The organism is Pseudomonas sp. GW822-FHT04H02 (assembly GCF_058800645.1).
In genome coordinates this window covers 24336-39769 of sequence record NZ_JBXAMM010000008.1, presented here as the reverse complement: position 1 = coordinate 39769, position 15434 = coordinate 24336, and the positions used below count along the sequence as shown (strand labels likewise).

Sequence of the window (15434 nt, the reverse complement as noted above, 5' to 3'; positions counted from 1 at the left end):
CGCAGCCGGGTTACGGTACCCGGCTTGCAGCCGTTGAGGTGGCACCGAAGCGATTGCGATATTCACTGGGCGCCAGCCCGGTGATTTTCCGGAACAGGCTGCGAAAGGTGGCAGGGTCCTGATAACCCACGGTCCAGGCGATGTGATCGATGCTGCCGTTGGTGAACTCCAGCAGTTCCCGGGCCTTGCCCACCCGCAGGTGCTGACAGTACTGGGTCGGCTTGAGGCCGGTGGCCGCCCGGAAGCGCCGCAGCAAGGTGCGCGGCTCAAGCCCCGCCTGCTGCGCCATCACCGGCAGCGAAACATCCACCGCGCCATTGGCCTGCAACCAGTGCTGGAGCTTGAGAATCGCCCCGTCGCCGTGGCTGAGGATCGGTGCGAAATTGCTGCCGCACTGGCTCGCGCTGGCACTGTGTTCCATCACCAGAAAGCGCGCCGTGGCACTGGCGATGCTCGGCCCCAGCAAGCGGTTCACCAGGCGCAGACCAAGCTCGGCCCAGGCCATCAGCCCGGCGCTAGTGATCAGGTCGCCGTCATCGACAATGGGTTTGTCCGCTTCCAGGCGCACCCGTGGGTAACGCTCGGCGAAGGCCTGGGCCGAGGTCCAGTGGGTGGTGGCGCTGCGGCCATCGAGCAGGCCGCTTTCGGCCAACAGGATCGAGCCCACACAGACTCCGCCCAGGGTGGCTCCAGCGGCGTGTTGCTGGCGCAGCCAGTCCATCAGGGCGGCAGATGACTGATGGCTTGAGAAGCCCGCCAGCGAAGGCGGGATCAATACCGCCAGCAAGGCCCCGGGGGCTTCGGCCAGGCTGTCGTGGACCCGCACCGGAGGCAGTTCGCCGCTGGCCTGCCAGTGGCTGACGCGCAACCGCGGCAACTGCGCCTGCGGCTGTTCGCCGGCAATCCGGTTGGCCACCTCGAACAAGTCGCTCAGGCCATGTACCGCCGCCATCTGCACACCGGGATAGAGCAGTACCCCCAACTCGGCGTGCGTGCCTTGAATACCCACTGTCAGTTTTCCCCCGGTTAATGTCGGTGCGGCCAATCCTCGAAGGAACGACCGGTGGCGATACTGGCTCCCACGTCAATCACTCACCCGCAGGTATTACCCATGGCCAGACAGGCACTCATCGTAATCGATATCCAGAACGACTACTTCGCCGACGGCAAGTGGCCCCTGATCGGCGTCGACGCTGCAGCGGACAACGCCGCCCGGCTGATCCAGGCATTTCGCCAGAACGCTGAACCTGTGGTGCACATCCGCCACGAATTCACTTCCGACGACGCTCCCTTCTTCACTCCCGGTTCCCCCGGTGCGCAGTTGCACCCCAAGGTCCAGAACCACGCCGATGAGCCGGTGGTGCTCAAGCATTTCGTCAACGCGTTCCGCGACACCGAGCTGCAATCGCTGCTCACGCGGCAGGGCATCGAGGAACTGGTGATCGTCGGCAACATGAGCCACATGTGTGTGGAAGGCACTGCCCGGGCCGCTGCCGACCTGGGCTACCCGGTCAAGGTGATCCATGACGCCTGTGCCACTCTCGACCTGGAGTTCGCTGGCCAGCGCGTGCCCGCCGCCCAGGTACAAAGTGCGGTGATGGCGGCCCTGGCGTTCGCCTATGCCAGCGTGCTGTCCACCGAGCAGTTTCTGGCGGCCGGGCAGGCCCCTGCGGCTTGATCACCCGCAAGCGGTGAGCCGTGGCTCACCGCAACTTCATGGCACCAGGCATTTCCCGGATAAAGTTCGCCGCTGTTTACCGAGAGGTTAATAGCGGCAAATGCCAATAGTTGCAGGACCTACAAGTTAACCACAATGCGCACGAATGATTCCTATTAACAAAAAACAATCCCCGGCAACCCGCTCGGACAGCTCTATGGAACAACTAAATAACTCCCCATTAATAAGCAAGCCATTAAATAGCTGACTAATAGTAATCAAGGGTTAATCCGTTATTTCAAAACCTGATTTGAAACATTTGTAAAAATCCATCAAGAGCTGCCCTCGCACATGACTTAGTGCGCTTTCATGAAACGATTTTTTCTATATATCCAATTTTCATAATATTTATAGCAAAGTAAAAAACAGCCCCACCGCCTATACCACCCCCAGCATTCATTGAGCAAGAACAGTCTCCATCAGACTTCTTGCAAGACGTTCAGCGGAGCCGTCCCGGACTAAACACGCACTTTCCCCTGAGGCCATAAAAATGCCTTGCAGGCCACTTCATTCAACTTACTTGCAAAACCCTCGGCCTTGACTAAGTTGATAGCTACTCACCACTGAAGTGTTCTTCAGCCGCCAGAAGATCAATAAAAACCGTCGAGGAATTCAATAACCAGACGCCCTCCTGCCCTACCCAGCTGACACTGACACGGAATCCAGTCATATCAATCAAGAGGGACGCTTGATGAAGCGCAGCTCGTTGTCTCGTGCCTTTTCACTCAAGGGTGCGGCCGAAAATTACTGGCTCTCGTTATTACTATTCTCGATCCTGGTTATCGCCAGTTTCCTGTTGTTTGAACAGCAGATCCAACAGCTGCTGAGTCACCTGGGCACCTTCCTTCCCACCGATCCCGTACAGCGCCTGAGCCTGGCCCTGTTGCTGGTAACCCTGTTGGCCCTGGACGTGCTGCTACCCGTGCCCTCCAGCCTGGTGGCACTGCTGGCCGTGGCGGCCCTGGGCGCCATTGGCGGCTACCTGGTGATCTTCATCGGCCTGTGCCTGGGGGCCAGCCTTGGCTACTGGCTGGGGGCCGGCTACTTCCGCCTGCTGTCCAATTGGCTGGGGCTCAGGACCTGGCAACCCGGGCAACTGGCCTATCGCCTCAGCACCCTGTCGCTGGTGTGCCTGCGTGGCGTGCCGGTGCTGGCAGAAACCTCGGTGCTGGCCGCCGGCATGCAACGTTATCCGCTGCGCCAGTTTCTCCTGGTCACCACCCTGGCCAACGCCGGGCTGGCCCTGGCCTATGCCGCCATCGGCAGCCTGCTGGTGGAACAGAACGCCCTGCTGGCAACCATTCTCGCCAGCATGGTGCTGCCCGGGCTGTTCCTCGGCACCCGCAGCCTGTTCAAGAGCCGCCTGGCCCAGCCCCGGTACGATCAGGCGCAGTCTCTGGAAGGCCGCTTCCAGGTGAGCTACCACTACCCGGTGCTGTTCACCGATCACATCTTCCAGGCCGACAACCCCTGCCTGCACCAGCAACTGACCCGGCAGAACCCGGGGCGCACCACGGTGCTTGTGTTTGTCGATGAACAACTGCTGCTGTGCTCGCCCCAGTTGCCGCTGCAGATCGACCACTACTTCAGCGCCCACGCCGCCGACCTGCATCTGCAGGCCGCACCGATCGCGGTGCCGGCCGGCGAATTGAGCAAGACCCCGGACGTGCTCCAGCAGCTGTACGCGCAGATGCTGGAACACGGCCTGGATCGCCACTGCTATGTGCTGGCCCTGGGCGGCGGCGCAGTGCTGGACGCAGTGGGCTATGCCTGCGCCACCTTCCACCGGGGCATGCGCCTGATCCGCATCCCGTCCACCGTGCTGGCGCAGAACGATGCCGGCATCGGGGTGAAGAATGGCATCAACGCCTTCGCCCAGAAAAACCTGCTGGGGGCCTTCTACCCGGCCACAGCGGTGATCAACGACTTCCAGCTGCTGCTCAGCCTTTCCCACCGGGACCAGATTGCCGGCCTGGCCGAAGCGGTCAAGGTCGCGGTGATCAAGGATGCCGCGTTCTTCCAGTGGATGGAGCAGCAGGCCGAAGCCCTGGCCGGTTTCGAGCACAACGCCAGCCGCTACGCCATTCGCCGCTGCGCCGAACTGCACCTGGGCCATATCACCGGTGCCGGCGATCCGTTCGAACGGGGCAATGGCCGCCCCCTGGACTACGGGCACTGGGCCGCCCACAAGCTGGAGAATCTCAGCCAGCATCGCTTGCGCCACGGTGAAGCGGTGGCCGTGGGCATGGCCCTGGATGCGCTGTATGCCAACGCCAGCGGCCTGCTGTCCGACGCCGACTGCCAGCGCCTGCTGCGACTGCTGGACAGGCTCGGCTTCAACCTCTGCCCGCCGGAACTGAGCCTGCGGGACAGCCAGGGGCGTTCGCCGATCCTGGTGGGCCTGGAAGAGTTCCGCCAGCACCTGGGGGGCCAGCTGTCGATCCCGATGCTCAACCGCCTGGGCCAGTCGGTGGATGTGCACCAGATCGACATGCCGCTGATGGAACAGGCCCTGCTGCGCCTGGCGGGTTTCGGCGGGCCGGATTTCGCCTGGGGCCCGGGGTGCGCGCAATGACCCAATCGTCGCTGACCACCTGGCTGACCCTGGGCCGGGTCTCCAACCTGCCAACGGTATGGACCAATGCCCTGGCCGCCGCGCTGCTGGCCAGCAGCGCTACCACCCTGGCGCCGCCCTCGCCGCTGGTCTGGACCCTGCTGCTGGTGGCGCTCTCGGCGCTGTACCTGGCGGGCATGCTGCTCAACGACCTGATGGACGCCGACTGGGACCAGCAGCACCACAACCCGCGGCCGATCGTTCTCGGCCTGGTCAGCCGCGCCCAGGTCCGCCTGGCCACTGCCGCGCTGCTGCTGCTGGCGGCGCTGGCGGTCCTCGGCCTGAGCCGGATGATTGCCCAGCCCCACTGGCTGCTGGCCAGCGCCGGATTGCTGCTGCTGTTTATCCTTGGCTACAACCTTCTGCACAAGAAATATCCCCACAGCGTCTGGCTGATGGGCGGCTGCCGCTCGGCGCTGTACCTGACCGCCGCCGCCAGCCTGGCCATGCCGCCCCAGCCATTGTGGCTGTGCGCCGCGCTGCTGGGCACCTACATCGCCGGCTTGACCTACCTGGCCCGCCTGGAGCATCGCAACCAGTTGCTCAGCCGCCTGCCGCTGCTGCTCATGCTCAGCCCTCTGCTCCTGGCCGCCTATGCCGGCAACAGCGTGTTCTGGCTGGTCCTGCTGCTGTGGCTGGGCTGGTTGGGCTGGCACTACCAGCGCCACCTGGCCAACCCGCAACAACGGCAGGTCCGCGCCTTCATCGGTGCCGGGCTGGCCGCCCTGCCGCTGTTCGACGCCCTGGTGCTGGCGGTGGCCAACCAGCCCTTGGGCAGCCTGCTGTGTGTGCTGGTGTTCTTTCTGCTTCCCCACCTTCAACGCTGGATCAAGCCGACATGAACATGGATCCCATCGCCCCTGCGCCGCCGGCGCTTGCAATTCGCCATGGTGCCTTCGCCGAGCGCCAGCAATTGCTGGAACGGCATCTGGACGACGACAGCCGAAGCTGGTGGCAGCAAGCCCGGGAACAACTGGCCCGGCAGCCCTCGGCCAACACCCTGATGCTGCTCAGCAGTCAGTGTCGGCGCCGCTTGGACAACGCACCGCTGGCCCCCAGCCCGGACTGCAACCGCACTCAACTGGCCCGGGCGCTGCTGCTGGCCCAGTTGCTGGAGCAGCAGGCCGGCGCCGGGCAACTGGCCCTGTTGCGCCAGCTGTTTCTCTGGGGCGACGACCAGGAAAAGGCTGCCCTGCTCAAGGCCCTGGATGACCTCGACAGCCAGGGGGCCAGCCTCGACCTGGCGCTCCAGGCCGGGCGCACCAACAACCGCGAGGTGTTCGCCGCCATCGCCCTGGACAACCCCTTTGCCGCGCGCCACTACCCAGAACGGGCCTTCCACCAGCTGGTGCTCAAGACCCTGGGCATGGGCCTGGACAGCCGCCACATCCACGGCCTGGCAGAACGGCGCAGCGTCGACCTCAACCAGTTGGCCCTGGACCTGATGGAAGAACAGCTGGCCGCCGAACGCGAGGTCGCCGACGGCCTGCCCCAGGCCATTGCCTTCGAGCTGTTGAGCCAGGCCCAGCTGCAGCGCCTGCGAGGCCTGTACCAGCAGGGACGATTGCCTGCGCACTGGCGCGACCACTTCCCGGCAGGCGGTTGACCCCCGGCAGCTGAGCCCACGATTTTTCCCGCACTCAAGCAAGGAGCCACCATGGCGAAGTACTTCGACCCGCACATTCATATGGTCAGCCGCACCACCGACGACTACCAGAACATGGCCGCCGCCGGCATCACCGGGGTCATCGAGCCTGCGTTCTGGCAAGGCCAGGCGCGCACCAGCGTCGGCAGCTTCATCGACTACTTCGACACCCTGCTGGGCTGGGAGCGCTTTCGCGCCAGCATGTTCGGCATCCACCATTTCTGCACCATCGGCCTCAACCCCAAGGAAGCCAACGACCTGTCGGTGGCCAACGAAGTGCTGGAGATCCTGCCGCGCTACCTGGTCAAGGACGGCGTGGTAGCGGTAGGGGAAATCGGCTACGACGACATCACCCCGGAAGAAGATCGCTTTCTCGCCGCGCAACTGGAACTGGCCAGACAGTTCAACCTGCCAGTGCTGGTGCACACTCCGCACCGCGACAAGATCGGCGGCACCAAGCGCACCCTGGCGGTGATCCGCGAGGTGGGCATCGCCGAAAACCTGGTGATCATCGACCACCTCAACGAACTGACCCTGCCCCTGGTGCTGGACAGCGACTGCTGGCGCGGGCACTCGATCTACCCCAACACCAAGATGTCGGAACAGCGCATGGTGGCCCTGCTGCAGGAATACGGCAGCGAAAAAATGGTGGTCAACAGTGCTGCCGACTGGGGTATCAGCGACCCGCTCAAAGTGCCCAAGACCGGCCAGGCCATGCTCGCCGCCGGCTTCAGCGAAGCCCAGGTGGAGCAGGTGCTGTTCCACAACCCGGTGGATTTCTTCGCCCAGAGCGGGCAGTTGGACAAGCAACTGGTGAGCACCCCGCTGCCGATCGACCAGCGCCGCCAGTGGCAGGACAACTCGGCCCTGAGGGGCCAGGAACCGGTGGTCAAATGAGTGCCCGGGCCGGCTGGAACGCCGCGCAGATCGGCTACTGCAGCAACGTGCACCCGGCCCGTGACGTGGCCGGCCTGCGGGCGTCGATCCAGGAACATTTCCAGGGCGTGCGGCGTCAGCGTGGGCTGGCGGTGCAGGACAGCGGCCTGTGGATCAGCGCCCAGGCCGCCGCCGAACTACAGGTGCCCGAGGTGCGCGAGGCCTTCATCGAACTGCTGCACGATTGTGGCCTGCGCCTGACCTCGCTCAACGGTTTCCCCTATGGCCAGTTCCATGAAGGCGCGGTGAAGGCCGAGGTCTACCGGCCCACCTGGGCCGAACCCCAGCGCCTGGAATACAGCCTGCAACTGGCGCATCTGCTGGCCGCCGCTCTGCCCCTGGATTGCCAGCAGGGGGTGATTTCCAGCGTGCCCTTCGGTTATGCGGCCACCTGGGACGAGGCCCAGCAGCAACAGGCCGAAACCCACCTGCGGCAACTGACCGCCGAGCTGGCCAGCCTGCATCGCAGCAGCGGCAGGAAGATCCTGGTGTGCCTGGAGATGGAGCCGGATTGCGTGCTGGAAAACACCGATCAGGCCCTGGCCTTTTTCAAGCACTGGCAGGCCACCGATCCCCATCATGGCTACCTGGCGCTGTGCTTCGACGTCTGCCATCAGGCGGTGGTCTTCGAAGACTGCTACCAATCCCTGCAACGGCTGCTGGATGCGCGGGTTCCGGTGGGCAAGATCCAGCTGTCCAACGCCCTGATCTGCCAGTTGCCGTTTGCCGATCGCCCACGCCGCCAGCAGGTACTGCAGGCCCTGGGCAACTTCGCCGAAGCCACCTACCTGCATCAGGTCAAGGCCCGGGATCTGGCCGGGCAGCTACTGGCCTGGGCCGACCTGCCCGGGGCCCTGGACGCCGCCGAACCGGCCCAGGGGCAATGCCCCGAGTTGCGCATTCACTTTCATGTGCCGCTGTTCAGCGAACAGTTTCTACTGGCCGAGCTCAGCGGCAGCCAGCAGGCCTTGCTGCGCACCTTCGACTTTCTCGCCGCGCACCCGAACTTCCAGCCGGTGCTGGAGGTGGAAACCTACAGCTGGAACGTACTGCCCGGTGCGCTGCGCCCGGACAGCGAGCAGGCCTTGCTGCAAGGCATCGCCGCCGAGCTGCAATGGGTCGAGGGCCAACTGCGCCAGCGGCATCTGCTGCGTACCCACTCGTCTGCCCTGGAGGCTCCGGCCCATGCCTTCTGAACGCCCGCGCCAGCCCTTGCTGCTGATCAATGTGGTGGGCCTGACACCCAGCCTGCTGGGGCCGGCCACTCCGCGGATCAACAACCTGCTGCAACGGGCGCGGATGGCCCGGCTGCGCCCGGTGTTCCCCGCCGTGACCTCCACCGTGCAGGCCTCGATCCTCACCGGGCTGCCGCCTTCGGAACACGGCATCGTCGGCAACGGCTGGTATTTCCGCGATCAAGCCGAGGTGCGTTTCTGGCTGCAGCCCAACGCGCTGATCCAGGGTGAAAAGGTCTGGCAGGCGCTGCAACGGGAGATCCCCGGCCTGCGCTGCAGCCAGTTGTTCTGGTGGTTCAACATGTATGCCCAGGTGGAGGCAGCCATCACCCCGCGCCCCCACTACCCGGCCGACGGGCGCAAGATGTTCGGCCTCTATTCGTCGCCTCCGGGGCTGCACGAACGCATCGAACAGCAGATCGGCGAGTTCCCCTTTCCGAGCTTCTGGGGCCCGGCCGCGGGGATTGCCTCCAGCCGCTGGATCGTCGACTGCGCCATCGCCGAGTTCCAGATCAGCCGCCCCGACCTGCAACTGATCTACCTGCCGCACCTGGACTACAGCCTGCAACGCCTGGGGCCGGAGCATCCGTCCATCAGCGACGAAGTGCGGGCCATCGACCATGAAGTCGGGCGCCTGCTGGATTTTGCCCAGCAGCAAGGCGCGGCCGTGATGCTGGTCTCCGAATACGGCATCGAGGCGGTGCAGCAGTCCATCTCGATCAACCGCGTGCTGCGCGAGCAAGGTCTGCTGCAGGTACGTCGTTCACTGAGCTGGGAGCTGCTGGACCCCGGCGCCAGCGCGGCCTTCGCCGTGGTCGACCACCAGATCGCCCACGTCTATGTGCGCCAGCCCGAGGACATTGCCCGGGTCAAGGCCCTGCTGCTGCGCCAGCCCGGTATCGAGCAGGTGCTGGACAGGAGCGAGCAGCAGGCCTGCCAGCTCGATCACCCACGCAGCGGCGAGCTGGTGGCGGTGGCCGCCCCGGGCTTCTGGTTCGATTACTACTACTGGTTCGACGACCGCCTGGCCCCGGATTTCGCCCGCACTGTGGATATCCACCGCAAGCCGGGCTACGACCCACTGGAGCTGTTCATCGACCCGGCGATCCGCTTTCCCAAGCTGCGGGTCGCTCGCCGGCTGCTGCAGAAGAAGCTCGGCTTTCGCTACTACATGGACCTGATTCCCCTGGACACCTCACTGATTCGCGGCAGCCACGGACGCTTGCCCAGCAGTGCCGAGGTAGGGCCCCTGCTCATCACCGATTGCGATTTACCCCTGCCGGCGCACCTGCCGGCCACCGCGGTAAAGCACCTGCTCCTAGAGCATTTCCTAGGGCGCCCCTATGACGATACGGCTCAGGCCAAGGAGATTCCATGCGGCGAACCATCCCTATAGTCGTGCTCGGTGTGTTGAGCGGCCTCGCTCACGCACAGACCACGCCTGCCTTCAATTGCAGCAACTTCCTGACGTTCAATGGTGACCAGGCCGGCACCCTGAGCACCTTCAAGCAGAGCCCGGAAACCATGGCATGGAACTGGTTTGTGTGCCTCAACCAGCCGGCCGGCTCCGGTAGCCCGGAGCGGCTCTGGGAGACGTTCAAACCATCCGATGAGGTCTACCTGAGCAAGGGGCAGGCTCCCCAGCCCTACAGCACCCAGGCCAACCTGCCGAGCCAGGTGCAGACCCAGGCGCAGAAGATCCCGGGCATGAACACCAGCGGGCTGTTCCTCAACCTGGGCAACGACACCGACGGCAGCACCGACAACGGCACCCAGCAGGTCGATGGCCTGGCCCTGGAAATGGGCAACCAGGTGCCGGAAGCGCAACGGGGCCAGTCGGTGCGTTTTCACATGTTGATGGGCCAGGACACCTTCAACTACATCGTCCAGCAGAAGATCTACAACCGGAACGGCATTGCCGCCCTGACCAGCAGCCTGAACTTTCCCGCCACGGCCTGGGAGCTGAAGACCTCCTGGTTGTGGATCGGCAGCGATAGCACCTTCCAGGCGCAACTGGCAAAGGATGGCTACTTCATCGCCCAGGCCTACTACGTCGACAAGCAGGGCCAATACCACACCGGCTACGCCGGCCTCAGCGGCATGCACGTCATCAACAAGCTGACCCACGACTGGGTATGGACCACCTTCGAGAACCGCAACAACAGCAAGTACACCGTGACCAACGGCACGCCGGCCAAGCCCATGACCAACATCACCGGGCCCACTGACGCGGCCCAGCCGGTGAATGCCACCTTCCAGCAGCAGAACCCCACGCTGGCCCAGTACGAGTTGATCGGCGTGCAGTACGACCAGGCCCAGGCCGAGCCCAAGCTGCTGGCCAACTCCCAGCTGGAATCGGCCTTCCAGAGCCACTCCTCGTGCCTGGCCTGCCACAACACCGCGGCCTATTCGAGCAACAACACCTACTTCAACTTCGCCCTGAAAGAGGATGGCGGGATCGTCTACCCCACCACCGTACTACCGGACTCCGACTTCGTCGGCTACCAGAAACTGGACTACGTCTGGTCGCTCAAACGCGCCCAGTGGCAGCGCTAAGGAGCAGCTCATGAGCGTCTTGAACTTTCCCCGGATCTACTTCAATGGCCACATGTTCTGGAACCCACCGACGGCCAACAACAACGACGTTTTCCCGCTATATGACGCGGTGAAGATGCGCATGAACTGGCCGTTCCTGTCCTACTACGGGATCAACGACCAGAACGCCCCGCAACAGCTGATGCCCTGGACCATCGCCCCGCTGGCCTACGAGAACGTGCCGGACTACGTGCTGCAGGTGCCCACCAATGGCTCGCCCAGTGGCTACCCGATGATTCCCGCCGAATGGGACCTGTTCGGCGACAACGCCTGCGGCTTGGTCGACTACGAGCAGACCCGCTCGGTGATCGTCGGTGGCGAGTTCCAGGCCAACACCTACATCGACAACGACCCGCTGGTGAACAAGTGTTACCAGTTGCAGGGCAACCCGTTCGGCAGCGCCGCGCCGACAGCCGCGCGCTTCGTCGATATCAGCCCCTGGCAGAACACCTTCACCGCCCTGTACTTCGACAAACTGGTACTGGGGGACGCCACCTGCGGCCTGACCTTGAAGCGCCGGTACCGCATGCTCGACCGCTTCCTCAACTTCAACTGGGGGGCCTTCGGCGGCTTGAGCTACGTGACTACCACCTGGCAGACCTGCTTCCCGAAAGACCAGTTGCAGTGGATCGTCGGCGACTCGCAACTGCTGAAGACCCTGCAACAGGAGATGATCAACCAGAACGCCAAGGGCCTGATGTTCCGGTTCACCACCTACCTGACCTTCTACGACAAGAACGGCATCTTCAACGACTTCCCGGTGGTGGACAGCCACTCCAAGACGCCCGAAGCCATGGCCGCGCTGCAGGCGATGTACCAGAAGGGCCTGGATAACGTCGCCGACATCTTCTTCAACCCGGCCTACAGCCGCACCGCCGGTACTCTGGGCCTGTGGTTCGACAATGAATACCCCACCGCTCCGGCTGGCCGGCGCCTGGAACCCAAGGCCCCGGTACCGGTGTGCAAGGCGGTTCCCAGAGACACCAAGCCTGCGGCCATGACCCTGGGGGTGATCAGCGCCCAAGTGCACGACAACACCCTGTCCCTGGACCTGGGCAATACCTTTCCGTTCTATCCCGCCGGAGACAGCGCCGCACTGCCGCCCACCAACACTGACCTGAGCCAGGGAATTCCGGTGCCCGGGAAATACCTGGCCGGTGATTACGACATCGGGGTACGGCCCACTGGCGGCGCTTTCCACAAAGTCGCCAGTTTTGGCTTCGAACAGTATCGCCAGACCGCCTTCGACAAGCGCGCCGGCCTGCTGGACCTGCCCATCAGCGCCGCCGACCAGGCCGCGTTGCAACAGGGCGCCCTGGAGCTGCAGTTGCAGGGCAACCAGGAACTGGTCGCCGCCGCCCAGAATATGTGGACCGCCGAGGTCCTCGACAGCGGCTGCTTCATCGATGTGGGCGACACCCGGGTCCTGAGCATCATGGTGCAGTACGACGGCCTGCCCGCGCCGGCGGGCACCGTGCTGTGGGTGGCGGAGTACAACAACGCCTACATGCTGACCACCAGCGACTATTACCTGGCCTTCAGTAACGCGGCCAACTTCACCCTGTTCAACAACTACCCGAAGGACCCCGGGAGCAACACGTCGAACCGACCGCAGTTCGTCGGCACCCAGACCGCTGAAAGCCTGTTGCACGTGGGCAGCGGCCGCCGGCTCAGCGCGGTGCTGAACGTCGAGGACAGCGAGCCATCCGAGCCCATGCTCTACCAGAGCTTCCTGACCACGCCCTCGGCCGCGGCCCTGAGCCCCCGCCTGCAGTTCACCAATGGGCAGGCACGCAGCGGCACCCTGGCAGACCCGCTGAACGCCACCGTGCAGTACAGCCTGGCGCAGATCCTGACCGACGCCAATGGCATCGCCCAGGTATCGGTCAAGGCCGTGGCGGCCGGCTTCCCGACCTTGCGCTTCTTCATCCAGGACGGCCAGCAGCAACCGCCGGTGCCCTTCAGCTTCAACTACACCGACGCCTACACCGACTTCCTTGCGCCCCTGCGGGTCCTGCCCCAGGAGCCGGAGATGCTCAAGGACTTCATCGACTGCTGGAACCGGGTGTGCACCCAGGACGACGCCAGCGTGCGGATCTGGAAGGAGTTCATCTTCCCCAGAATCCTCCAGCCTTTCTATTACCTCTACCCGATCATGAACAAGTTCATGCCGCTCAACTCCCTGCAACGCATCGAGGGCGCGATCAACCAGTTCATCGTGCTGATCAGCAAGGACTACCAGGAGGAAAGCACCCTGGCCATGCCGATCACCCGGGACCTGCCGCAAAGCCGGCGCAGGGTGCTGGAAATCTGGGCCCAGGACCTGGTGAGCAAGGGCTACCCACCGATCCCGCTGAAACTCAACGACTACCCCCACGGCTGAGCCGCAAAGGCCAGCCCATGGAATGCCGGGCGACCCCGTCGCCCGGCGCTTTCAAAGGAGTGTCAGATGAACGCCAGTCTCTTCAAGCAACTGCTGTTGGCCGCCAGCCTGCTGAGCGCCAGCCAAACGCTATGGGCCGAGACCTACCCCGACAACGTCTACTTCAACATGGGCGTGCACAACGACCGGGGGTGCGACGCCAAGACCAACAACTGCATCGCCAAGCGCAAACCCGGCGAGCCGGCCGATCCGCTCTACCCGGCAACCTGGGTCAGTGACTGGATCATGTACCGGGTCACCGCCAACTACGTGAAGAACCCACCGCCCTACAGCAGCCCGCCCAGCACCCTGGAGCCGGCCGACTACACCGTGTCCCGGGGCACCAGCTACTACGACAACGACTATGTGCCGGCCGACAAGGACGGCACCGGGGCGATGATGGAGCACTACGAGAAGTACTGCCTGCCGATCTTCCCGATCAAGGACAACAACTACACCTGCTCCTTCGTTTCCCTGGGCAACAAGGCTTACTTCCTCACCTACCCCGAGGACCGGCCAAAGGACATGCCGGCCTGCTGCATGTTCTCGCCGATGAACCATCCGCCGCGCCGGGACTTCATCAAGCACCTGCCCTACAACGCCGCCCGCAGCCAGCATCTGGATGGCAGCGTGCAGGCCTACGCGCTGGAGATCCCGGTCCAGCCGAGCCCGATTCTGTTCGGCTATGCGTTCTACAAGAAAGCCAGCAGCGACGGCCCGGGCCAGCCGGCCTATCAGCATCCGCAATCGTTCTATTTCTCCGGTGACGAGAGCGTCGCCAACGCGCCAATCGTCAGCCAGAACTACCTCAACTGGCGCACCGAGAAACCAAATCCGGCCACGACCTGGGACCAGGTGGCGAAGATGTGCCCGGCCAACCCGCCGGACTGCCAGCTCTTCACGCCACCGCCATCGCTGAAGAACGGTGCGCGGCCGCAGTGGAACCAACTTTCGCCCCCCTCGCCATGACAGGAGCCGCCTCATGAACCCTTGGAGCCGTTTCACCGCCCTGTTGTTGCTTGGCCTGGGCAGCCAGCAGGCCAGCGCCCTGCAGCCCAGCGCAGCGGCGCCGCAGACCAGCTGCCCACCCACGGCTGCGGTGCCTGCTGCGGGCGCGTCGCAGCAGGCTTTCGATCAATACAGCTGGAAGATGTTCATCAACCTGAACTGGCCGGCCCAGGCGGGACAGCGCGGAGTGGCCGATTGCAGCAAGCCCCTGGGCAGCCCTGGCGATACCGTGTGGCAGACCTACAAGAGCGTTGCCGATACCTTTCTGCCCGGTGCGCAGAACCCGGGGCCCTGGAACACGCCGCTGAAAACCAGAAACCTCAGCCTGATCAATATCGCCGCAGTCAAGAACACGCAGGTCGTGCAATCGGACCTGCAGGCGGTAGGCGGCTGGCTGATCGATCAGCGCCAGAACCCGACCTACTACGACATCGCCACCAACCAGGTGTCCTACACCTACATCGTCGACAACCAGTTCTATAACGCCAACATCGTCGATGCGGCAACGAACATCGCCTTTCCCGACAACGCCACCGAGGTCAAGTCCAGCTGGCGCATCATGACGCCCAGCGACGACACCAGCCGCTACCTGACGATGCAGGCCGAGGTCACCCGGTTCAATGACCAGGGTCAGCCCATTGGCACCCAACAGGCCAACCTGGGGCTGGTGGGCCTGCATATCATCAGCAAGGTCAACGGCTTTTCCCAGTGGATCTGGTCGACGTTCGAGCAGGTCGACAACGTACCGCCTCAAATCCAGCAGCAAGGCAAATGGGTGGACCAGCCGGCGGCGGAGGTCTTCTACTCCTACTACGATGCCAAGGCACCGGACGCCAGCGTCAACCAGTCGCCATGCAACTGGCAACCGGCGAGCTCCGGTCTGGTCTGCCAACCCCAGCCCGGCACCAGCTTCAAGACGCCGAACCCCTTGAACCGGGTGACCCCCATCACTAGCAACACCCAGCAGATCAACACCCAGTTCCAGACCAGCCCTCCCGTGCAGTCCAGCGTGTTCAAGTACTACCAATTGATCACCACCCAACGGCCACAACAGCCCAATAACCCCGGCAACCCCCTCGGCCAACCGACACCGGCGCTGTCGGCCAACGTCACCATGGAAAGCTACATCCAGGCCACCAGCAGCTGCATGAACTGCCACTCCATGGCGACCCCATTGAACAGCCTGAACAAAAGCGACTTCTCCTACGTGTTCCGTTTTGCCCAAGCCCCAGCCACTCACGCCTCCGAGGCCAAGGAATAGA

General features: G+C 63.9%; 12 protein-coding genes. 11 read left to right on the top strand and 1 reads right to left on the bottom strand.

The window, feature by feature from the left end:
- Positions 1-10: 10 nt before the first annotated feature.
- Positions 11-952: a GlxA family transcriptional regulator gene (locus AC1RMG_RS28385; protein ID WP_404673730.1), complete on the bottom strand. Its 942-nt coding sequence runs from the start codon at positions 950-952 to the stop codon at positions 11-13.
- Positions 953-1111: 159 nt separating this feature from the next.
- Between AC1RMG_RS28385 and AC1RMG_RS28380 the strand changes: the two genes are divergently transcribed.
- The 11 genes from AC1RMG_RS28380 (at position 1112) to AC1RMG_RS28330 (ending at position 15433) form a co-directional block, all read left to right on the top strand.
- The gene (locus AC1RMG_RS28380) at positions 1112-1678 is read left to right on the top strand and encodes a cysteine hydrolase family protein (protein ID WP_011063754.1); all 567 of its coding nucleotides are present in this window, start codon (positions 1112-1114) and stop codon (positions 1676-1678) included.
- 730 nt (positions 1679-2408) lie between these two features.
- Positions 2409-4292: a 3-dehydroquinate synthase gene (locus tag AC1RMG_RS28375; protein WP_019094224.1), complete on the top strand. Its 1884-nt coding sequence runs from the start codon at positions 2409-2411 to the stop codon at positions 4290-4292.
- On the top strand, positions 4289-5173 hold the full coding sequence (locus tag AC1RMG_RS28370; RefSeq protein ID WP_015637217.1) for a UbiA family prenyltransferase: 885 nt from the start codon (positions 4289-4291) through the stop codon (positions 5171-5173). Before AC1RMG_RS28375 ends, AC1RMG_RS28370 begins: the two co-directional genes overlap by 4 nt.
- Positions 5170-5937, top strand: a complete 768-nt coding sequence (locus tag AC1RMG_RS28365; RefSeq protein ID WP_125063305.1) for an EboA domain-containing protein — start codon at positions 5170-5172, stop codon at positions 5935-5937. Before AC1RMG_RS28370 ends, AC1RMG_RS28365 begins: the two co-directional genes overlap by 4 nt.
- A 51-nt stretch (positions 5938-5988) precedes the next feature.
- Entirely contained in the window at positions 5989-6873 is an 885-nt protein-coding gene (locus AC1RMG_RS28360) for a TatD family hydrolase (protein ID WP_011063758.1), read from the top strand.
- Entirely contained in the window at positions 6870-8108 is a 1239-nt protein-coding gene (eboE, locus tag AC1RMG_RS28355) for a metabolite traffic protein EboE (protein WP_065363599.1), read from the top strand. Before AC1RMG_RS28360 ends, eboE begins: the two co-directional genes overlap by 4 nt.
- Positions 8098-9543 (top strand): alkaline phosphatase family protein, encoded by a 1446-nt coding sequence (locus tag AC1RMG_RS28350; protein WP_011063760.1) that lies wholly within the window; start codon positions 8098-8100, stop codon positions 9541-9543. Before eboE ends, AC1RMG_RS28350 begins: the two co-directional genes overlap by 11 nt.
- Entirely contained in the window at positions 9522-10703 is a 1182-nt protein-coding gene (locus tag AC1RMG_RS28345; protein ID WP_011063761.1) for a hypothetical protein, read from the top strand. Before AC1RMG_RS28350 ends, AC1RMG_RS28345 begins: the two co-directional genes overlap by 22 nt.
- A 10-nt stretch (positions 10704-10713) precedes the next feature.
- The gene (locus AC1RMG_RS28340) at positions 10714-13125 is read left to right on the top strand and encodes a hypothetical protein (protein WP_493170797.1); all 2412 of its coding nucleotides are present in this window, start codon (positions 10714-10716) and stop codon (positions 13123-13125) included.
- A gap of 66 nt (positions 13126-13191) precedes the next feature.
- Positions 13192-14133, top strand: a complete 942-nt coding sequence (locus AC1RMG_RS28335; protein WP_493170795.1) for a hypothetical protein — start codon at positions 13192-13194, stop codon at positions 14131-14133.
- 13 nt (positions 14134-14146) lie between these two features.
- Positions 14147-15433 carry a hypothetical protein gene (locus tag AC1RMG_RS28330; RefSeq protein ID WP_258718039.1) on the top strand — a complete coding sequence of 429 codons (1287 nt, stop codon included), beginning with the start codon at positions 14147-14149 and terminating at the stop codon, positions 15431-15433.
- Position 15434 lies beyond the last annotated feature (1 nt).